The 19,998-nt window shown below is 72.8% G+C and carries 17 protein-coding genes; 6 read left to right on the top strand and 11 right to left on the bottom strand.

Annotated features, from left to right (window positions below):
• Positions 1 to 136 precede the first annotated feature (136 nt).
• Positions 137 to 271, top strand: a complete 135-nt coding sequence (locus B1H29_RS39890) for a hypothetical protein (protein WP_079160521.1) — start codon at positions 137 to 139, stop codon at positions 269 to 271.
• Between the two features lie 26 nt (positions 272 to 297).
• Here the strand turns inward: B1H29_RS39890 and B1H29_RS28825 are convergent, their stop codons facing one another.
• The gene (locus B1H29_RS28825; RefSeq protein WP_055416152.1) at positions 298 to 774 is read right to left on the bottom strand and encodes a GNAT family N-acetyltransferase; all 477 of its coding nucleotides are present in this window, start codon (positions 772 to 774) and stop codon (positions 298 to 300) included.
• 177 nt (positions 775 to 951) lie between these two features.
• Here B1H29_RS28825 and B1H29_RS28820 point away from each other — a divergent pair, with 177 nt between their 5' ends.
• Entirely contained in the window at positions 952 to 2,043 is a 1,092-nt protein-coding gene (locus B1H29_RS28820) for a lytic polysaccharide monooxygenase auxiliary activity family 9 protein (protein ID WP_055416153.1), read from the top strand.
• Between the two features lie 76 nt (positions 2,044 to 2,119).
• On the opposite strand, the gene B1H29_RS28815 is transcribed toward B1H29_RS28820, so the two are convergent.
• Positions 2,120 to 3,031: an esterase/lipase family protein gene (locus tag B1H29_RS28815; RefSeq protein ID WP_055416154.1), complete on the bottom strand. Its 912-nt coding sequence runs from the start codon at positions 3,029 to 3,031 to the stop codon at positions 2,120 to 2,122.
• Between the two features lie 174 nt (positions 3,032 to 3,205).
• Positions 3,206 to 3,652 carry a MarR family winged helix-turn-helix transcriptional regulator gene (locus tag B1H29_RS28810; protein ID WP_055416155.1) on the bottom strand — a complete coding sequence of 149 codons (447 nt, stop codon included), beginning with the start codon at positions 3,650 to 3,652 and terminating at the stop codon, positions 3,206 to 3,208.
• Positions 3,653 to 3,760: 108 nt separating this feature from the next.
• On the opposite strand from B1H29_RS28810, the gene B1H29_RS28805 reads away from it, so the two are divergent.
• Positions 3,761 to 4,135, top strand: coding sequence for a cupin domain-containing protein (locus B1H29_RS28805; RefSeq protein WP_055416156.1), 375 nt, complete (start codon positions 3,761 to 3,763; stop codon positions 4,133 to 4,135).
• Between the two features lie 12 nt (positions 4,136 to 4,147).
• Here the strand turns inward: B1H29_RS28805 and B1H29_RS28800 are convergent, their stop codons facing one another.
• Complete coding sequence (locus B1H29_RS28800; protein WP_055417660.1) at positions 4,148 to 5,152, bottom strand: DNA polymerase Y family protein; 1,005 nt, start codon at positions 5,150 to 5,152, stop codon at positions 4,148 to 4,150.
• Positions 5,149 to 8,673 carry a DNA polymerase III subunit alpha gene (locus B1H29_RS28795; protein ID WP_055416157.1) on the bottom strand — a complete coding sequence of 1,175 codons (3,525 nt, stop codon included), beginning with the start codon at positions 8,671 to 8,673 and terminating at the stop codon, positions 5,149 to 5,151. The genes B1H29_RS28800 and B1H29_RS28795 overlap by 4 nt, the downstream gene beginning before the upstream one ends.
• 153 nt (positions 8,674 to 8,826) lie before the next feature.
• Between B1H29_RS28795 and B1H29_RS28790 the strand changes: the two genes are divergently transcribed.
• Complete coding sequence (locus tag B1H29_RS28790) at positions 8,827 to 9,885, top strand: ABC transporter permease (protein WP_055416158.1); 1,059 nt, start codon at positions 8,827 to 8,829, stop codon at positions 9,883 to 9,885.
• A 151-nt stretch (positions 9,886 to 10,036) separates the two neighbouring features.
• Here B1H29_RS28790 and B1H29_RS28785 read toward each other — a convergent pair whose 3' ends face one another.
• The 4 genes from B1H29_RS28785 to B1H29_RS28770 all read right to left on the bottom strand — a co-directional run bounded on the left by B1H29_RS28785 (position 10,037) and on the right by B1H29_RS28770 (position 14,726).
• Complete coding sequence (locus B1H29_RS28785; RefSeq protein WP_055416159.1) at positions 10,037 to 11,119, bottom strand: S1 family peptidase; 1,083 nt, start codon at positions 11,117 to 11,119, stop codon at positions 10,037 to 10,039.
• A 495-nt stretch (positions 11,120 to 11,614) separates the two neighbouring features.
• The gene (locus B1H29_RS28780; RefSeq protein WP_055416160.1) at positions 11,615 to 12,520 is read right to left on the bottom strand and encodes a S1 family peptidase; all 906 of its coding nucleotides are present in this window, start codon (positions 12,518 to 12,520) and stop codon (positions 11,615 to 11,617) included.
• A 205-nt stretch (positions 12,521 to 12,725) separates the two neighbouring features.
• Complete coding sequence (locus B1H29_RS28775) at positions 12,726 to 13,511, bottom strand: DUF1684 domain-containing protein (RefSeq protein WP_055416161.1); 786 nt, start codon at positions 13,509 to 13,511, stop codon at positions 12,726 to 12,728.
• A 27-nt stretch (positions 13,512 to 13,538) separates the two neighbouring features.
• Positions 13,539 to 14,726, bottom strand: coding sequence for a DUF5685 family protein (locus B1H29_RS28770; RefSeq protein WP_079160520.1), 1,188 nt, complete (start codon positions 14,724 to 14,726; stop codon positions 13,539 to 13,541).
• A 289-nt stretch (positions 14,727 to 15,015) separates the two neighbouring features.
• Here B1H29_RS28770 and B1H29_RS28765 point away from each other — a divergent pair, with 289 nt between their 5' ends.
• Positions 15,016 to 15,453: a cell division protein SepF gene (locus B1H29_RS28765; protein ID WP_055416163.1), complete on the top strand. Its 438-nt coding sequence runs from the start codon at positions 15,016 to 15,018 to the stop codon at positions 15,451 to 15,453.
• An 86-nt stretch (positions 15,454 to 15,539) separates the two neighbouring features.
• Here B1H29_RS28765 and B1H29_RS28760 read toward each other — a convergent pair whose 3' ends face one another.
• Both B1H29_RS28760 and B1H29_RS28755 read right to left on the bottom strand, forming a co-directional pair.
• Positions 15,540 to 16,733 carry an acyl-CoA dehydrogenase family protein gene (locus B1H29_RS28760; protein ID WP_055416164.1) on the bottom strand — a complete coding sequence of 398 codons (1,194 nt, stop codon included), beginning with the start codon at positions 16,731 to 16,733 and terminating at the stop codon, positions 15,540 to 15,542.
• 170 nt (positions 16,734 to 16,903) lie between these two features.
• Positions 16,904 to 18,502, bottom strand: coding sequence for an MFS transporter (locus B1H29_RS28755; RefSeq protein ID WP_055416165.1), 1,599 nt, complete (start codon positions 18,500 to 18,502; stop codon positions 16,904 to 16,906).
• A 260-nt stretch (positions 18,503 to 18,762) separates the two neighbouring features.
• Between B1H29_RS28755 and B1H29_RS28750 the strand changes: the two genes are divergently transcribed.
• Entirely contained in the window at positions 18,763 to 19,950 is a 1,188-nt protein-coding gene (locus B1H29_RS28750) for a glycosyltransferase family 39 protein (protein WP_055416166.1), read from the top strand.
• The last annotated feature ends 48 nt before the right edge of the window (positions 19,951 to 19,998 follow it).

Raw genomic sequence — 19,998 nt, 5'->3', positions numbered from 1 at the left:
CTCGCCACTGACAACGGGATCGGGACACCGGATCGTGACAACCGCCACTGACAGCCATGCATCGATGAGTAAGTCTCGGGGAAAGGGTCTACCTCCGTGAGAACGCGGAACCCGGTGGATCCGTAAGGAGGCAGCCATGCGCCGTCTGACCGTGCAGAAGCCCCTGAAGAAGACCGACGCCCGCCGAGTCCGTGAGGAGGCCGACGACCGCCCCTCGGGGCGACCGGAGGTCCGCAGGGACATCGCCCGCACGTGGTGGCCGGACAACTGACCGGGCCGGTCGCGTCATGAGACGCGTCAGAGCAGCCGCTTACGGTAGTGGACGCGGTCGTAGGGCCCGTCCACTCGACGTTCCACGACCTCGTACCCGTACTTCGGATAGATCTCCTGGTTCTCCCACATCAACGCGTTCGTGTAGAGCCTGACCTCCGGCAGGTCCAGCGCACGGGCGCGTGCGTCCACGAAGCGCAGCAGCCGTCGCCCCACGCCCCTGCCGTGCGCTTCGGGGTGGACGGCGATGCTGTCGAGGAAGAGGTGGTCCGCGAACGCCTCCAGGACCAGGACGCCCACGATGCCCGCGCCGGGCTGCTGCGAGGCTCCCGTGACGAACACCTTCCCCGCGGCCACGTTCGCCGCGTGGTCCGCCTCCACGGGCCGCGGCACCACCCCGATGCGCTCGATGTAGGGGCGGTAGGCGGCGGTGGTGACGGCCGCCACCGCCGGCAGGTCGGCGGTGACCGCCTGCCGGACCCGCTCTTCTCGTTCTTGTGCCATGCCGCGAACGGTAGCTACCTCAGCGCAGCCTGAGCACTCCCTTAACGCGACCATAAGGATCTCCATCACCCGTCTCCAGCAGGCGATTTCACGGTCTCTCGGGGTTAGTTTGCTGATCACCCCACGGGTTCCCGGCCCAAGTCCCCACGTCCCAGTGACCGTTTCGAGGAGTTCCCCATGCCCGCACCGTCCGCGTCCCGCAAGGCCGCCGCCGTCGCCGTCGCCGGCCTCGCCCCGTTCGCCCTGACCACGCTGGCCGCCGCCCCCGCGTCCGCGCACGGTTCGATGGGCGATCCCGTCAGCCGGGTGTCGCAGTGTCACGCCGAGGGCCCCGAGAGCCCGAAGTCGGACGCCTGCAAGGCGGCGGTCGCGGCCGGCGGCACGCAGGCGCTGTACGACTGGAACGGCATCCGCATCGGCAACGCCGCCGGGAAGCACCAGGAGCTGATCCCGGACGGCAAGCTGTGCAGCGCCAACGACCCGCAGTTCAAGGGCATGGACCTGGCCCGCGCCGACTGGCCCGCGACCAGCGTGAGCAGCGGCTCGTACACCTTCAAGTACCGCGTGACGGCCCCGCACAAGGGCACCTTCAAGGTGTACATCACCAAGCCCGGGTACGACCCGGCGGGGCCGCTGGGCTGGGGCGACCTGGACCTGTCCGCCCCGGTCGCCACCGCCACCGACCCGGCCGCCTCGGGCGGTTTCTACACCTTCTCCGGGAGTCTTCCCGAGCGTTCCGGCAAGCACCTGCTGTACGCGGTGTGGCAGCGCTCGGACAGCCCGGAGGCGTTCTACTCCTGTTCCGACATCTCCTTCGGCGGCGGCAGCGACGGCGGCAACAGCGACGACGGCGACAGCGGCCCCGCGAGCGGGGACGGCGCGGGCGGTGCCGCACCGGCCCCCGAGGCCTCCGCCCCGTCGGAGGAGCAGATCGCGGCGGCGGCCGACAAGTCGACGATCGAGCACAACGGCCACGGCGACCAGGACGCCGGGACGACGACGGACCCGACGGACCCGGCCGCCCCGGACGAGGCGTCGGACGAGTCGCCGGGCGGGACGCCGGAGGACGCCGCGACGCCCGCCGCCGGCGGGGAGCCCAACCGGGTCAAGGCCGCCGGCGCGGGCACCGGGAACCTCGCCGAGACCGGCGGGGACGGCAGCACGCCCTACATCGCCGTCGGTGGCGCCGCCGCCCTGGCGGTCGGCGCCGCCGTCATGTTCACGTCGGTCCGCCGGCGGGCCACGACCGGGGGCCGGCACAGCGGCTGACCCACGACGGGGGGACGCGGGGCCTGTCCGGCGGCTCAGGCCGGACAGGCCCCGCGTGGTGCGCCGGGCGGCCCCGTCAGCCGAGGACCGAGGCGCAGGTGGTGGGCGTGGCGTGCGCCGGGTCCAGCGCGTTGGCCACCTCGTGGAAGGCGATCCGGTCGAACAGCCCGATCGCCAGGTGCTCGGACAGGTCGAGGGGGCACAGGTCCTGCAACAGGACGTTGCGCACGCCGGGCCCGCTCAGGTACTGGCTGCGGTACGGGGTGACCACCTGGTCGTACCGGGTGGCGAGGACGGTGTAGCGGACGCCGGGCACCGTGTCGCCGCCCTCGTTGAGCTTGGTGAGGACGTCGGAGCCGACGACCTGGTCGGCGAGGGCGGGGGTGTGCTCGTCGAGCAGGTCCTCGACGCCGGGGAAGTACGGCAGCAGCCTCGTGAGGCCGGACAGTGTGGTCCCGTGGTTGCTGGGCGCGATCCCGACCAGGGCGTTCACCTCGTCGGCTCCGCCCAGGAACTTCAGGTAGTAGCGGGGCATCATGCCGCCCTGCGAGTGGCCGACGATGTCGGTCTCGGCGGCGCCGGTCGCGGCGCGGACCTCGTCCACGTAGGCGGCGAGCTGCTCCGCCGACTTCTCGACCGGGCCGAGTCCGTGGAAGAACGGGACGCCGGGGAGCTGCCCGTAGTCGAGGGAGAAGACGCAGTAGCCGCGGTTCTTCAGGTAGGGCGCGAGGCCCAGCCAGTTGTCGACGGAGTTCCCGAAGGTGCCGTGGACCAGGACGACGGGGCGGGGGTGGGCGGCGGAGGGCTTGCAGGAGTAGTCGTTCCAGCCGCTGTCGGGCCTCGCGTCGGCGGCTCGGGCCCCGGCGGTGGCGGCTGTGGCGGTGGCGGTGGCGACTGTGGCGGCTGTGGCGGTGGCGGGGATCAGGGCGACCGCGGCGGTCAGCAGCAGCGCGGTCAGCGGTCTGAGCACTCGTCTCCAGGGCAGCATCGGGTGATCTCCTTGCGGCTCAAGGGAGTTGCGACGGCAGGACGCCCTGTGATCCGGATCACGAGGATGCTGTTCACTCGTCAAGTTACGAGCGAGTAGTGCAAGTGTGAAGTTACGCGTCAGTAAAAACTTCCAGCGCTAACCGACACCGGTCGCGGCGCAGGTGGCAGCGGGTCACCAGGCCGGCCGCAACGGCCCGCCCGGCGCCACCCGCCGCAGGCGGTCGCGCAGCGCGCGGACCTCGTCCTCACCGAGCAGATCGACCCACTCGCCCACGGCCTCCGCCGCCGCCTCCTCCGCGGCCCGCGTGCAGGCCCACCCCGCCGCGGTCAGCACGACCAGCCTGGCCCGCGCGTCGGCGGGGTGCGGCCGGCGCTCGGCGTACCCCTTGCGGACCAGCTCGTCGACGAGCTGACTGGCGGCCTGCTTGGTCATCCCGAGATGCACGGCGAGTTCGGTGACGGTCGCGCCGTCCGGGGCGAGCCGGGTGAACGCGAAGCCGTGCGCGGGCCGCAGCCCTTCGAAGCCGCGGGCGACGACGCCCTCGTGGATGCGCTGCGTGAGCCCGCCGGCGGCGGCGAGCAGGGCGGCGGACAGGGCCATGGCGTCGGAGTTGTGCACGGGGGCATTGAAACACCCTTGACGAATTGGTCAAGCAGCTTGACTATATGCCCGAGGGAAACAGGTCAAGCCACTTGACCATCAGCACTCGTATCGCAGGAGACCGCCATGCCCGTCGTCCGCTCGTCCGAAGCCGTGACCCACGAGATCCACGGCGCCCGTTTCGTCTCGTACGCCACCCCCCGCAGCGGCAGCGAGGAGCTGTGCGCCTGGCGGGGCGAGATCCCGGCGGGCACGAAGGCGCCCGCGCACACCGTCAGCCGGGAGGAGATCTTCCATCTCCTCGCCGGGGAACTGGTGATCACCCTCGACGGCCGCACGGAGCGCGTCACCGCGGGCGACACCGTGATCGTCAACCCGGGGGCGACCCTCACCGTCGAGAACCCCACCGACCGGACCGCGACCTCCTGGGTCACCACCTCCGTCGGCCTGGAGGCGGAGCTGGCCGACGGCACCCGGCTCACTCCCCCGTGGGCCAACTGACCCACGGGGGCGTCACGCCGCCAGCGACCCCGGCATCACCGCCCTCGGTCCGAACTTCGCCCGCGCGCGGTCCGCGACCTCCTCGATCCGGCGGACCTTCTCGTCCACGGGGTCGAAGGTGAGCTGGTGGGAGGCCTGCTCAGCGGGGGCGAGGCCCTCGGCGCGCAGCGCGATCGAGCGGACCCGGGCACGTTGGAGACCGAGCGCCTCGTACATGCCGTACGCGGCCTCCGTCAGGGCCGCAGAGTGCGCGGTCGGCTCCTTCAGGGTGCGGCTGCGGATGGTGGCCGACCTGTCGGCGTAGCGCACGGTGAGGGTGAGGGTGCGGCACACCTTGTCCACGGCGCGCAGCCGGGCGCCCAGCTCCTCGGCGGCCGAGAGCAGGGCGCGGCGGTGGCGGCCGGGGTCCAGTTCGTCGCGATCGAAGGGGCGGTCGGCGGCCAGAATGGGGGTCCCCCCGCTCGAGCGAAGCCGAGAGTGGGGGAGGGAGACGCCGTTGGGGACGACCCGGCCGCGGTCGACGCCCTGCGCCTTCTCGTGCAGCTCGCGGCCGGCCTTCGCGCCGACCAGGCGCTGGAGCGTGGACAGGGGAGCGGCGGCGACCCGGCCGAGGGTGTCGAGGCCGTACTCGCACAGGGTACGGGCGGTCGCGGTGCCGACGCCGGGCAGCTCGGCGACGGGCCTGCCGGCGAGGAACTCCCGTACCTCGCCCTCGGGTACCGCACGGGTAAGCCCCGGCCGGGCGTCCCGCAGGGCCATGCGGGCCAGCATCGGGCCCGGTCCGGCGCCGGTCACGCAGTCGACGCCGTACAGCGCGAGGGCGCGGACGCGGATCACCGAGGCCAGCTCCACGGCGTCGCGTCCGAAGTACCGCTCGGCGCCCCGCAGATCGGCCAGCGCACCGTCCGGCGGCAGCGCCTCGACGACCGGCGTGAACTCCTCCAGCAAGCCGAGCAACTGGGGCAGGGCCGCCTCGTACATCGGCGGCAGTTGGAAACGTACGCAGAGAATGGTCATCCCGCACTCCCCGGACTCCGGTGCCACAACTTCCTTCCCACCGCGGGCCCTTCGCCCGCGGGGCGCAGATCGGCCCATGGGTGCATCTCATACCCCGTGGACATGCGGATGCTCCGCTGCCGCTCCATCGGATCCTGGGCCGCGGAACCCGCCGGCGCCGGCTGCCCGTCCGAACCGGCCAGCCGTCTGCGCGCCGGGCCGTCCCCAAGATCGCCGCCCTGGGTCCCGCCGGTTCCGGCCAACCGCGCCGCGACGCCCTCCAGCCCCTCCTCCCGGCGCACCTCCAGCAGGTCGGCGAGGTTCCAGGCGGCGGAGCCCACCACACTGAGGCTGCGCGGTCCGCGCCGCTGCACCACCCCGCGCACCAGCAGCAGCCACGAGTGGAAGACGGTGTGCGCGCAAGCGTCGTGCGAGTCGTCGAAGAAGGCGAGGTCGACCAGGCCGGTGCCGTCGTCGAGGGTGGAGAAGATGACCCGGCGGCCGGAGCGGATCGGCGGCGTCTGCGTGGCCGCCTTGGCGCCCGCGACCAGCACCGTCTCCCCGTGCCGGGCCTCGCGCAGCCGTTTGGCCGACACCACGCCCAGCTCGTTCAGGAAGGTGCGGTGGTCGTCCATCAGGTTGCGCGAGGCGTCCATGGAGAGCACGCCCAGTTCGGCGCTGAGTCTCTCCGCCGAGGTGAGGTCGGGGAGTCCGGCCGGGGCGGTCCTGCGCCCGCCGGACAGGGGGAGCTGGTCGCCGCGTCCGGCCCGGGCGCCGCGGTGCAGCTCGGCCAGGTGCAGTTGCAGGTCGCGGCGGTTGGCGCCGAACGCGTCCAGCGCGCCGACCTGGGCGAGCCGTCCGGCCAGCGGCCTGCTGGGGCGGGCCCGTTCCCAGAAGTCGAGCAGGGAGGCGTACGGCTGCCCCTCGGCGATCCGCGCCGCCTCGGCCTCGCTGATGCCGTGCACGTCCAAGAGGGCGAGGCGGAGGCCCCACACCTTCGACCGACGGGATTCAGACACCAGTTCGACCCTGTGTGCGACCCCCGACTTGTTCACGTCCAACGGCAGGATCGGCACCCCGCGCCGCCGCGCGTCCGCCAGCAGCAGCCGCTTCGGGTACATGCCGGGGTCGTGCGTGAGCAGTCCCGCGTAGAAGGCGGCCGGGTGATGGGCCTTCAGCCACGCCGACTGGTACGTCGGCACGGCGAAGGCGACGGCGTGCGCCTTGCAGAAGCCGTACGAGCCGAAGGCCTCGACGATCTCCCAGGTCCGCTGAATCGTTTCCGCGTCGTATCCGTTCGCCGTCGCGTGCTGCGCGAACCACACCTTGATCCGTCCCTGCGACTCCGGGTCGGACAGCCCGCGCCGCACCCGGTCCGCCTCGCCGCGCCCGCAGCCGGTCATGATGTCCACGATGTCGATGATCTGCTCGTGGAAGACGACGACCCCGTACGTGTTCTCCAGCGGCTCCGACAGATCCTCGTGCGGGTAGCGCACCGGCGCCCGCCCGTGCCGGGCCTCGATGAACGGCCGCACCATGTCGGCGGCGACCGGACCGGGCCGGAAGAGCGAGATGTCGACGACCAGGTCGTGGAAGGTGGCCGGCTGGAGCCTGCCGACCAGGTCCCGCTGTCCCGGCGACTCGATCTGGAAACAGCCCAGCGTCTCGGCGGAGCGGATCAGCCGGTACGTCGCCGGATCGCCCTCCGGCACCGCGTCCAGGTCCACCTCGGTGCCCGACGCCCGCTTCACCTCGGCGACCGCGTGCGCCATCGCCGACTGCATCCGCACGCCGAGCACGTCCAGCTTGAGCAGTCCGAGGTCCTCCACGTCGTCCTTGTCGAACTGCGCCATGGGCAAGCCCTCGCCGCTGGTCGGCACGACCGGCGTACGGGAGAGCAGGGAGGCGTCCGACAGCAGCACTCCGCAGGGGTGCATGGCGACACCGCGCGGGAGCGCGTCGAGGCCCTCCACCAGCTCCCACAGCCTGCCGTACCGCTCCTTCTCCCCCGCCAACTCCTTCAGCTCGGGCAGTTCCTCCAGCGCGGCGCGGGCGTCGCGGGCGCGGATGTGCGGGAAGGACTTGGCGACGCGGTCGATCTCGGCCGGGTCCATCGACAGGGCGGCGCCCACGTCCCGGATGGCGTGGCGAACGCGGTACGTCTCCGGCATCGCGACCGTGGCCACCCGCTCGGTGCCGAAGCGGCCGATGATCGCGCGGTAGACCTCGAGACGGCGCGCGGACTCCACGTCGATGTCGATGTCGGGCAGTACGACCCGTTCCCTGGACAGGAAGCGCTCCATCAGCAGCCCGTGTTCGACCGGGTCGGCGTGCGCGATGCCGAGGAGGTGGTTGACGAGCGAGCCCGCGCCGGAGCCGCGCGCGGCGACCCGGATGCCCATGCCCCGCACGTCGTCCACCACCTGGGCGACGGTGAGGAAGTACGAGGCGAAGCCGTGGTGGGCGATGATGTCCAGCTCGTGGTGCATCCGCTCCCAGTACACGCGGCGCCGGTCGTAACCGCGCAGCACCATGCCCGCCGCCGCCCGGGAGGCGAGCGCGCGCTGGGCGGTGCGGTGGCCGGCGCCCACGAGGTGCGGTTCGGGGAAGTGGACGGCGCCCATGCCCAGGTCGTCCTCGGGGTCGACCAGGCACTCGGCGGCCGTCGCCCGCGTCTGCTCCAGCAGGCGGTGTGCCACCTCGCGCCGGAAACCCGCGGACTCGACGATCCGCTCGGCGGCGTGCCGCATGGCGCCCGGGTCCTTGAGCCAGGCCTCGCCGGAGTCCAGTTCCCTGGTGGCGTCGATGGGGACCAGGCGGCGGGCGGCGTCCAGGACGTCGGCGACCGGGCCCTGGCCGGGGTCGGCGTAGCGGACGGCGTTGGAGAGCACCGGCCGGATGCCCTGTTCGGCGGCGAAGCCGACGGTGCGGGCGGCCAGGCGCAGGGAGCCGGGGCCGGTCCCTGCACGGCCGTGCCAGACGGCCTCCAGACGCAGGGCGTCGCCGTAGACCTCCCGCCAGGGGACGAGGAGCCGGGCCGCGCGGTCGGGGCGGCCGGCGGCGAGGGCTCGACCGACGTCGGAGTCGGGGCCGAGCAGGACGGTCAGGCCGTCGGCGTGGTTGTCGGCCCACGACAGCAGGGGGGTGCCCTCGGCCGTGTGGGCGGCGGAGACCAGGCGGCACAGGTCGGCCCAGCCGCGGGCGCCGTCCCGGGCGAGGAAGGTCACCCGCGGGGCCGACTCGTCGACGAAGGCACCGCCGCGCACGGGGGTACGGCGCCGGTCCCGGCGTACGGAGGTCTCCGTGCGTTCCGCCTCGGGCTCGGGGGCGGCCACCGCCAGGTCCGCGCCGAACAGCGGACGGACGCCCGCCCTGGCGCAGGCCTTGGCGAAGCGGACCGTGCCCGCGAGGGTGTCGCGGTCGGTGAGGGCGAGGGCGTCCATGCCCCGCTCGAAGGCACGCTCGGCCAACCGCTCCGGGTGGGAGGCGCCGTAGCGGGCGGAGAACCCGGAGACGGTGTGCAGATGCGTGAAACCCGGCACACGCACCTCCCGATCCCATGAACCCGACGCCTTATCGAACGTCTGTTCCCAACTACCTCACCCCCACCATAGACCAATTTTCGAATGCGTGTGCGACATCCGTTCGGCCCCGTCCCACCTGCGCAAACGCCCGCCGGCCCGGACCGTGGGGACATGTCGCACACCCCGGTCACCGACCGTCGCAGCGGCCCCTTCCTCGGTGAGGTGAAGGACGCCGTCACCCCGCGGGCCACCCTGCTCGTGCTCGGCGTGATCGCGCTCCAGTTGCTGTTCATCGCCTCCTACGTGGGGGCGCTGCACGACCCGAAGCCGAAGGACGTGCCCTTCGGGGTGGTCGCGCCCCCGGCGGCCGCCGAACGGACGGTGGACAGACTGGAGCGGCTGCCCGGGTCGCCACTGGATCCGCGCACGGTGGCCGACGCGGCGAGCGCCCGGCGGCAGATCGAGAACCGGGAGATCGACGGCGCCCTGGTCGTCGACCCCTCCGGCCGCACCGACACCCTGCTGGTCGCCTCCGGCGGCGGCACCGTCCTCGCCACCACCCTGGAGGGCCTGGTCACCAAGGTGGAGCGGGCCGAGGGCCGCACGGTGCGGACCGTCGACGTGGCCCCGGCCGCCGCCGACGACTTCGACGGGCTGTCGTCCTTCTACCTGGTCGTGGGCTGGTGCGTCGGCGGCTATCTGTGCGCCTCGATCCTGGCGATCAGCACCGGCGCCCGTCCCGCCAACCCGCGCCGCGCGGCGATCCGGCTGATCGTGATGGCCCTGGTGTCGATCGTCGGCGGGCTCGGCGGCGCGGTGATCATCGGGCCGGTCCTCGGCGCGCTGCCCGGCGGCGTGGTGGACCTGTGGGGGCTCGGCGCGCTGATCACGTTCGCCGTGGGCGCGGCCACCCTCGCACTCCAGGGCGTCTTCGGGATCGTCGGCATCGGGCTGGCGATCCTGCTCGTGGTGATCGCGGGCAACCCGAGCGCGGGCGGCGCCTTCCCGCTGCCGATGCTGCCGCCGTTCTGGAAGGAGATCGGCCCGTGGCTGCCGCCGGGCGCGGGCACCTGGGCGGCCCGCTCGATCGCCTACTTCAAGGGCAACGACACGACCGTCTCCCTGCTGGTGCTGTGGGCCTGGGCGGTCGCGGGGACGGTGATCACGATCCTGGCGTCCGCGCTGCGCCGCGGACGGCAGGAGGCGGAGCTGCCCACCCGGGCCGGCTGACCCGCGGGCCGGCCGACCCACCCCGGGCACGCGGAGCCCCACCGCGGACACGCGGAAGTCCCACCGCGGACACGCGGAGCCCCACCCCGGGCACGCGGAAGTCCCGCCCCTCGCGCGCGGGACGGGACTTCTGCCTGCGATGTGTGTGCGCTCAGCCGATCTGCGTACCGGTGGCCGACAGGGCCTCCGTCACCGGCTGGAAGAAGGTCGTACCGCCGGAGGCGCAGTCACCGCTGCCGCCGGAGGTGAGGCCGATGGCCTTGTCGCCCGAGAAGAGCGAACCGCCGCTGTCGCCGGGCTCGGCGCAGACGTCGGTCTGGATCAGGCCGTTGACGATGTCGCCGTTGCCGTAGTTGACGGTGGCGTCCAGGCCGGTGACCGTCCCGGAGTGCACCTGGGTGGTGGAGCCGCTGCGGGTCACCTCCATGCCGACGGTGGCGTCGGCGGCACCCGAGATGGCCTGGGTGGAGCCGTCGTAGAGGTTCACCTCGCTCGGGTGGTCGACCTCGGCGGTGTACTTGACGAGGCCGTAGTCGTCGTCAGGGAAGCTGGACGCCTCGTTCTCGCCGATGACGTTCCCGGAGAAGTCCGACCAAGTCGTGATGCCCTCCGTGCAGTGGCCGGCGGTGAGGAAGTACGGCTCCCCGCCCTTGGTCACGTTGAAGCCGAGGGAGCAGCGCCCGCCGTTGCCGGTGATGGCGTCGCCGCCCGCGACGAAGGGCTTGTACTCGCCCTTGGTCCGCTTGAGCTCGGCCTTGGCGCCGAGCCCGTCGACCACCTTGGTCAGCTTGGCCCACTCGGCCTTCGAGACCGTGCGGTCGGCGGTGACGACGACCTTGTTGGTGGTCGGGTCGGTCGCCCAGGAGGTGCCCGGGATCGTGGCGTCCTCGGTGAGGGCGGTGCGCGCGCTCTTCAGCTCGGCGAGTGAGTTCTCGACGACTCTCGCCTTGGCGCCGGCCTCCTCGACGGTCTGCGCGGCGGCCTCGTCGAGGACGTTGACCACGAGGCTCTTCGCCTGCGCGTCGTAGTACGTGCCCGCCGCGTCGGTGCCGAGGTCGCCGAGCAGCGTGGAGGCGAGCTTTCCGGCCGCCGTGACCGACAGGGTCTCGGGGGCGGAGGCCTTCGGGGCCTCGCTGGCGTTCGCACTCTGGAAGGTGACTCCCGCGGCGACCAGCGCGGTGATACCCGCGCCGATCACGGCGGCCCGCCGCCTGGGTATGCGTCGGTGCTTCAACTCGTGTCCTCCTGTGGGGGGGTCGGCCCGGGAAGTTGTGGGGACTTCACGGGCCGGAAGGCTGGTTGACGAGCGCTAACTCTCCCAACCCCACAGGGGGCACACAAGGTCGACTTCAGGACGTGCGCACGACAACTTCAGCGCGCACACACGCCCTTCACCATTCATGTCCCTTCCAGCAGGATTCGTGCGGCGAACACTTCAGCAAACGCTACGAGCGAGTAACCGGGAACCGGACGGCAAGACCTGACCCTGTCTCGAATTCACCCCTTGCGCTCCGGCCTCCGAGTGTGCGTCTACACGCGGTGGCGGCACTCCGGCCCGGACGGGAGGGGGCCCTCGCAGCCCGGTCCGGGCAAGAGGAAGCCCCCCAGCCCGCTCCGGACAGGAGGAAGCCCCCCAGCCCGCTCCGGACAGGAGGAAGCCCCCGCACACCGGTTGGTGCACGGGGGCTCGTCGCGCCGCCGACTGCGCTTCGCCGTACGGGCCGCCGGACTAGTAGACGCTGACGCCGTAGGCGTTCAGGGCCTCCGTGACCGGCTGGAAGAACGTCGTACCACCGGAGCGGCAGTTGCCGCTGCCGCCGGAGGTCAGACCGTACGCGGTGCCGTTGCTGCCGTAGAGCGCGCCACCGGAGTCGCCGGGCTCGGCGCAGACCGTGGTCTGGATCAGCCCGCCGACGACGTCGCCGCCGCCGTAGTTGACGGTGGCGTTCAGGGCGGTGACCCGGCCGCTGTGGGTGCCGGTGGTGGAACCGTCACGGATGACGGTGGTACCCACGCTCGGGGTGGCCGCGCGGGTGATGTCCACACCGTTCGCGGTACCGGGCCTGCTGACCGACCCCGAGTACCGCACGATGCCGTAGTCGTTGCCCGGGAAGCTGGAACCGGCCGTCGAGCCGATGACCGAGGTGCGCCCGGAGTTCGAGTACCAGGTGCCCGCGCCGTCGGTGCAGTGACCGGCGGTCAGGAAGTACTCGGCACCGCTGCTGCTGCGGACGTTGAAGCCGAGGGAGCAGCGCCAACTGCTCGCGTAGATGGCGTCACCGCCCTGGATGAGCTTGTTGAACGTGCCGGGGGTGCGCTTGATCGTGAACGCGCCGGCCTTGTCGCCGGCCTCCTTCTTGATCTTCGCGATCTCGGCCTGGGAGACCGTGCTGTCGACCGTGAGAAGCACCCGGCCGGTCTTGCTGTCGACGGCCCAGGCGGTGCCCGGGACGTCGGCCTCGAGCACCGCGCCGCTGGCGCTGTTCAGCTCGGCGGCACTGAAGGTGGCCGGGGTGGGTGCGGCGTTCGCGCTGGGGATCGCGATCGCGGCCGCGGCCACGAGGCCGGAGGATACGGCGATCAGCCGAGTCCGTCTCGTGATGCCGCTGCGGGGGGTGGTGCGCTTGATCCTCACTCTTCATTCCTCCACAAAGGAAGTCGGGGGCCCTCTTGTGGGGTTGGGGCCCGTGAGGCGCAGCCAGGGATGGACGCCCGGGTTCCGGATACGTCGTGACCCTGACAAGCGCTGAGGTTGGAGTATTCGGCCGAACGACCGGTCGGCGCAAGAGTGCCTTTCGGCCGTCAACCTTTGAACGACTTCCGCCAACCCCCGGCGGACCTCAGCGCAGTTCGCGCTCCCCGGCCTCGATGCGGGCGTCCAGCGTGTTCCCCGGCGGCGGCAAGGGGCACACGAAGTGATCGGCGAACGCGCACGGCGGCAGCAGCGCGCGGTTGAAGTCGACCACCGTACGGCCCTCGGCGTCCGGCGCGGCGGGACGCAGGAACCGGAAGCGGTAACTGGTGCTCCCACTGGTGGCGTCGGCGAAGACGGCCCACAGCGAGCCGTCCGCCTCGACGCCCACCTGGAGCGTGAGGTGCCGCCCCGCCAGGGTGAAGGCCAGCTCACCACCGAGACCGAGCCCGCGCTCGCGCCTGTCCGCGTTCGGCACCCGCACGCTGCGCCGCCCGGTGTCGTACGGCGTGCAGCGGCCCGGCACCGACCAGCGCGGATCGTAGGGCGTGGCCGCGATGCCCCGGAACGCCCGGCGCGCCCCGGCGGCCGGGTCGAAGTCGCGCACGCCCCAGACGCCCTCGCGCAACAGGACGACGATCCGCCGCTCACCGCAGGCCACCCGGGCCGCGCTCGCCGGTCCGGGGTCGGCCGTGAGCCGCGCCTCACCGTCGAGGGGCCGCCCGTCCACGGTGAGTCCGTCCGCCCCGGCGGCAGTCAGCAGTACCGCGTCGCCGTCCGCCGTCCAGTTCCCGGGGATGTCCGGAAGTTGCCCCTCCGGATAGTCCTCCAGCCAGTGCGTGCCGGTCAGCGCGAGGGGCCCGTAGGGCGCCGACACCGTCGCGACGCGCTGCTCGTGCCACCGCTTCCACTCGCCGGATGCGTCCGTCGTCATGGGACGACCCTCGCACACCGGACCACCTCAGCAGTTGCAGCCGCAGTCGCAGCCGTCGCAGCCGCACCCGTCGTCACCGCAGCAGTTGCTGCAGCAGTCGCAGCAACTGCAGCAGCCGTCGCACCCGCCGCAGTCGCAGTTGGTGCACCGCCCCTCCTTGCGCTCCCCGCTCCAGGGGTCGTGGTACGTGCCGCAGCACAACTGACACGTACAGGCGAGCCCCAGCCACACGGCACAGCCCGCCAGCAGCCCCCGCCGGTCACGGCGGGGCGGCTCCGGGGGCGTCGGCGCACCGGGGCCGCCCGGGGCTCCAGGGGTACCGGGAGGGGCGTACGGGTGACTGCCGTGGGCGCAGGAGACGGTGCCGAAGGCGCGGTCGACGGAGTTGCCCAGCTCGTGCACGAGCAGCCGGTGCACCAGCCGGCCGTCGCCGAACTCGACCGCACGCAGTGCGAGCCGCACCCCGTGCACGGCGTCGTCGGCCAGCCGCCGGGCCTCCGTGAGCGGGGTCCCGGTGGCGGTGAGCGGGTTCCAGGCGCCCGACGCGGCGTCAGTCTCCCTGTCCTCCACGGCGTCGAGGAGGTGGGCGAGCCGGCCGAAGAGGCGCCCGGCCTCGGCGAGCGGCTCCGCGTTGTGCGGCCGCCCGGCGAGGTGCGCGGTGTGCGCGAACGCGGCGGCGGTCGCGGTCTCGGTCGGCTCGGTGACGGTGAGCAGGGGCGTGCCGGGCCCGGCGAGCGCCTCGATGCCGCCCTGCCGGTCCACGGCGTCGACCAGTACGGCGGTGTCGAACCCGACGGCACCGCCGCCGCGCGCTCCGGCCGCGTCCCAGCCGGTGGCGATGCGGCGGGCGGCGAGGGCCACCGGCCGGCGGGCCAGCAGTCCGTCCCCGTCGGCGACGTGGTCGCGCACCTTGGCGGAGGCCAGCACCAGGGATACGGCCGCCGCGAGCCGGGCGCCCTCACCGTGCGCGACGGACGCGGTGCGCATCCCGCGCAGCGGACACGGCCCCGCCGTACGCCGCCCGGCCCCGGACCCGCGGCCGGCCTGAGCCTCCGTCAAAACCGATATGAGCAGCCCGTCATAGTTCGTCACGATTCGCGCGAACTGGCCGTGATCCTTGCGCAGGGCGAGGCACAATCCGCACAAATGCGCCATCCACTGGCTCGTGAGGCTTTCCCCGAGCCGGTGCCTGCAAGGCCTGACGATTCCGAACACGACATTCCCCCGTGGTCCCTGCGACGTTGAGCTGCGGCATCGTATCGACCGTCGCGTTCACCCGTACGCACCCCGCCTCACCCGTACGCCGGGAAGAATCATATTTCACTCACAGTCAGCATCCGTTTGGGAAACGACCCTTGGGACACAAGGACTCTCGACGGATTCGCTGTGCACCAGTACCGTCACAAACCCCCCGGGCGGCGTCTATCCACTTGGCGCGACGTCCGCATCATGGATGACCATAGGGATGCGGAAGCACGAAAGACCGCTGTGAGAGGAGGCGTCCATGGGATCGGTACGCAAGGCGAGTGCGTGGCTCGGCCTCGTCGACGACAACGATGACGAGCGTTACTACGACGACGACTACACCGAGGGCACCGAGTCCGGGGACGCCTGGGTCACGGACCCGCGGGTGAAGGTGGCCTCGGACGTGGCCGAGGAGAAGGGCCGCCGCATCGCGACGGTCACCCCGGACAGCTTCCGGGACGCACGGGCCATCGGTGAGCTGTTCCGGGACGGGGTCCCGGTCATCGTGAACCTGACGGCCATGGAGGGCACCGACGCCAAGCGCGTGGTCGACTTCGCGGCCGGGCTGATCTTCGGCCTGCGCGGTTCGATCGAGCGGGTGTCCACCCGGGTGTTCCTGCTCAGCCCGGCCGACACCCAGGTCATCAGCGGCGAGCCCGCCGCGCACCGTTCCGACGGTTTCTTCAACCAGAGCTGAGGCGGGGCCGCACACCACGGCCCCGCTCCCCCGCCCCGCCGGGTCCACCCCGCCGGGCCCCCACCGGGTCCGCCCCCGCCGGTCTCCTACCGGAAGGCGTCGAGTCCGGTGAGCGCCTTGCCCAGCACCAACTGGTGCATCTCGACGGTGCCCTCGTAGGTGAGCACCGATTCCAGGTTCGTCGCGTGCCGCATCACGGGGTACTCGAGGGAGATCCCGTTGGCCCCGAGAATCGTGCGGGCCGTACGGCAGATGTCGATGGCCTCGCGTACGTTGTTGAGCTTGCCGAAGCTGACCTGCTCGGGACGCAGGCGGCCGGCGTCCATGCGCCGCCCCAGGTGGTGGGCGAGCAGAATCCCCTTGTGCAGTTCGACCGCCATGTCGGCGAGCTTGGCCTGGGTGAGCTGGAACCCTCCGATGGGCCGCCCGAACTGCTCCCGCGTCTTCGCGTACTCCACGGCCGCCTCGAAGGAGCTGCGGGCCGCGCCCATCGCGCCCCAGACGATGCCGTAGCGAGCGTGCGAGAGACAACTGAGCGGTCCGCGCAGGCCGGTCGCCTCCGGCAGCACGGCGTCGGCGGGCAGCCTTACGTCGTCGAGGACCAGCTCGCTGGTGACGCTGGCCCGCAGGGACCACTTGTGCCTGATCTCGGGCGCGGAGAAGCCGGGGCTGTCGGTGGGCACGACGAAGCCGCGGATTCCGTCCTCGGTCCGCGCCCAGACGACGGCGACACCGGCCACCGACCCGTTGGTGATCCACATCTTGCGCCCGTTGAGCACCCAGTCCCCGCCGCCCTCGCGCTTGGCGTGGGTGCGCATGTTCGCGGGGTCCGAGCCGTGGTCGGGCTCGGTCAGCCCGAAGCAGCCGATGACCTCGCCGGCGGCCATCCGCGGCAGCCAGGCCTGCTTCTGCTCCTCGCTGCCGAAGCGGTGGATGGCGTACATGGCGAGGGAGCCCTGCACGGAGACGAGCGACCGGATGCCGGAGTCGGCCGCCTCCAGCTCCAGGCAGGCGAGCCCGTACTGCACCGCGGTCGCGCCGGCGCAGCCGTGGCCCTTGAGCGACATGCCGAGCGCGCCGATGCCGCCGAGCTCCCGGGCCAGTTCCCGGATGCCGGGCAGCTCGCCCTTCTCGTACCAGTCCGCGATGTGCGGCAGCACGCGGTCGGCGGCCCAGTCCCGCACGGTGTCCCGGATCGCCAGGTCCTCCGGTTCCAGGAGGTCGTCGATGCCGAGGGGGTCGGCGGGGTCGAACGCGGGCGACTTGAGGGACGAGGCCATGGGAACACCCTCCGGGAGGACGTGAAAACTAGCGCCGCTAGTTACGGTTGCACGCCGACGTTACGATGCGGCGCCCCGCACGTCCACCATGCTCTCCCGCCCACGCGCCCCCGTTCACCGCCGACCGGGGGTGAACAGCCGGCCGGTGCGCGGACGGGAGACCGGACCGTTCACACCGACACGCGGGAGTCCACCGGGTCCCGCGGCGCCGGGACGGAGACCGCCTCGCACTGCATGACCCGCGGCAACCGCGACGCCATCACCGCCCCCAGCAACAACAACCCCGCACTCACCACAAGCGTCACATGCAGCCCGTGCACGAACGCGTCGGCGGCCGCCCGCCGCAACGCGACCCCCGCGGGCCCCCCGAGCTGCGCGGCAACCTCGTACGCCTCCCCCAGCGAATGCCCCGCCGCCACCGACGCCGGGGCCGGCACCCCGGGCACGCCCCCCGTCAGCCCGGGCGCGTACGCCGCGTTCATCACGGTGCCCAGCAGCGCGATGCCGATCCCGGCACCCAACTGGTACGACGTCTCCCCGATCGCCGCCGCCCCGCCGGCCTGCTCCTGCGGCGCCTCGCTCAGCATCGACTCGTACGCCCCGAAGAGCGTGGTCTCCAGCCCGAAGCCGAGCAGCACGAACCCGGACAGCATCAGGGCCCAGTCGTCGGCCCGGCCCATCGCCGTCAGCAGCAGCACCGCCACGGCCGTCAGGCAGAACCCGGCGCACACCATCCGGCGCGGCCCGAACCGCCGCAGCATCCGCGCGCCCGCCAGCCCCGCCGCCATGGCCGCGAAGGTAAGCGGCAGCAGCCGCAGCCCGGTCTGGAGCGGGGACAGCCCGAGCACCAGTTGCAGGTACTGCGCCGCGATCAGCTCCAGGCCCACCAGCGCCAGCATCGCCAGCACGATGCACCCCACCGAGGTACTGAACGCCGGCCGCCGGAACATCTCCAGGTCCACCAGCGGATGCGTACGCCGCCGCTGCCGTCGCACGAAGGCGACCAGCAGGGCCGCGCCCACCACCAGCGGCAGCACGGTGAACACGCTCGCCGCCGGCTCCCCGCCACCCAGCCGCTTCACACCCAGGACGACGCCGAACAGGCCGACCGCCGCCATCAGCGCGCCGACGACGTCCCAGGGCCCGCGGCCGTCGCCCTTCGACTCGGGCAGCAGCAGCCGCCCCACCGGAAGGCTGACCAGCATCAGCGGGATGTTGACGAGGAAGACCGAACCCCACCAGTAGTGCTCCAGCAGGAAACCGCCGAGCAGCGGGCCGACCGCCGCGCCGACCGCGGCCACGGCGCTCCAGACGCCGATGGCCAGCGCCCGCTCCCGCCGGTCGGGGAAGACCTGGCGCAGGATCGACAGGGTCGCCGGCATGATCATCGCGCCACCGACGCCGAGCAGCGCGCGAGCCATGATCAGGACGTGGGCGCTGTCGGCGAGGGCGGCCAGCGCGGAGGCGACGCCGAAGAGCGCGTAGCCGAGCAGCAGGACCCGTCTGCGGCCCACCCGGTCACCCAGCGTGCCGAACAGGATCAGCAGCGAGGCGCAGACGAGCGGATAGACGTCGACGATCCAGAGCAGTTCGATCGCGCCGGGCCTGAGGTCCTCGGTGACGGCGGGGACCGCCACGTGCAGCACGGTCGCGTCGACGGCGACGAGCAGCAGGCTGACGCAGAGGACGACCAGAACCACCCAGCGGTTGGCACCGGCCCCGGCCGCCCGACGGCGCAGCGCGGCGGCAGCCGTGGTCGTCCCGGACATGTACGTACCTCCAAGATGTTCCCTCGCGTCCGGCGGGCCACGCGGGGTGGGGACTCCCCTGCGGCTCGGCCGGAGAGGAGCGGGGGCTCCGGGCCGTGCAACGGAACGCGAGTGACTCGCCAGAGTACGCGAGAGAGGGCTCCGCACACGTGGCGGGCCTCACACATCCCGCGTCACCTGTGTGGCATGCGCCACTGCGGCCGCGGCCCCACCCGCCCCGGCCGGCGGGCCGCCACCACGCCCGGCGGATAATCGAGCCCGTGACCGATCTTGGAACGCGCACGGCGGGCCGCCCCGGTGCCCTGCGCCGGGCCGCCCCGGCGCTCGTCGGGTACGCGGCAGTGCGCGCCCTGGGCCTGCTCACCCTGGCCCTGTGGAGCGCCGCGCGCGACAAAAGCGCGTACACGCTGCTGACCGCCCGCTGGGACTCCCTCTGGTACACCAGGGTCGCCGAGCTCGGCTACGGCTACGAGGTGCGCCTCCCGAACGGCGACGTGCACTCCGACCTGGCCTTCTTCCCCCTGCTGCCCTGGCTGGAGCGGATCGGCGCGGCGGTGACGCCGTTGTCGTACGCCGACGCGGGTTTCCTCGTCGCCGTGCTCGCCTCGCTCGCCGCGGCCTGGGGGGTCTTCGCGGTGGCGGAGCACGTGTACGGCCGCCGGGCGGGCGTGTGCGCCGTACTCCTGTGGGCCGTGCTGCCGGTCGGGATCGTGCAGTCGATGGCGTACAGCGAGTCCCTGTTCACGGCACTGGCCGCCTGGTCGCTCTACGCGGTGCTGACCGGGCGCTGGGTGACGGCGGGGGCGCTGGCCGCACTGGCCGGGCTGACCCGCCCGGTCGGGCTGGCGGTGGCGGCGGCGGTGTGGGCGGCCGCGGTCGTGGCATTCGTGCGAAGCCGGTGCACCGTCGGCCCGGACGGCGCCCGCGGCCCGGAGCGCGCCCCGGGGGACGGCGCGCGGCGCGCACTCGGCATGCTCCTCGCGCCCCTGGGCGCCGCCGGTTACGTGCTGTGGGTCGGACACCGCACGGGCAACGGCCCGCTCGGCTATCTCGACGTCCAGGCCGGCTGGCGCAACGGCTTCGACGGCGGCGTCGCCTTCGCCCGCTTCGTCGCCGCGAAGTTCACGTCGTTCCCGTCGGCCCTGGCGGGCGTCGGCCTGATCGCCGGGGTCGCCCTGCTGGTCTGGCTGTACGTCGTGTGCGTACGGCAGCGCCAGCCGCTCGCGTTGCTGGTGTACGCGGGGACCGTCACCGTCCTCTCCCTGTGCGCGTCGAGCTACTTCGGCTCGAAGCCCCGGCTGCTGATGCCCGCCTTCCCGCTGCTGCTGCCCCTCGCCGTCGCCCTGGCCCGACCGCGCGCCTCCAGGTCGGCGCTGGTCGTGGGGGGTGTCGCGGTGGCGTCGGCGGTGTACGGGGCGTTCTGGCTGAACGGCTCCGGCCCGCCCTGACCGGCCCGGGCCGGCCCGATGGCCGCCGGGAGAATTCCGCACCAGCAT

Origin of the sequence: Streptomyces pactum, assembly GCF_002005225.1 — a bacterium.
GTDB classification, from domain to species: Bacteria; Actinomycetota; Actinomycetes; order Streptomycetales; family Streptomycetaceae; genus Streptomyces; species Streptomyces pactum_A.
The sequence above is the reverse complement of the archived record's forward strand: the minus strand, read 5'-3'. Positions and strand labels throughout refer to the sequence as shown.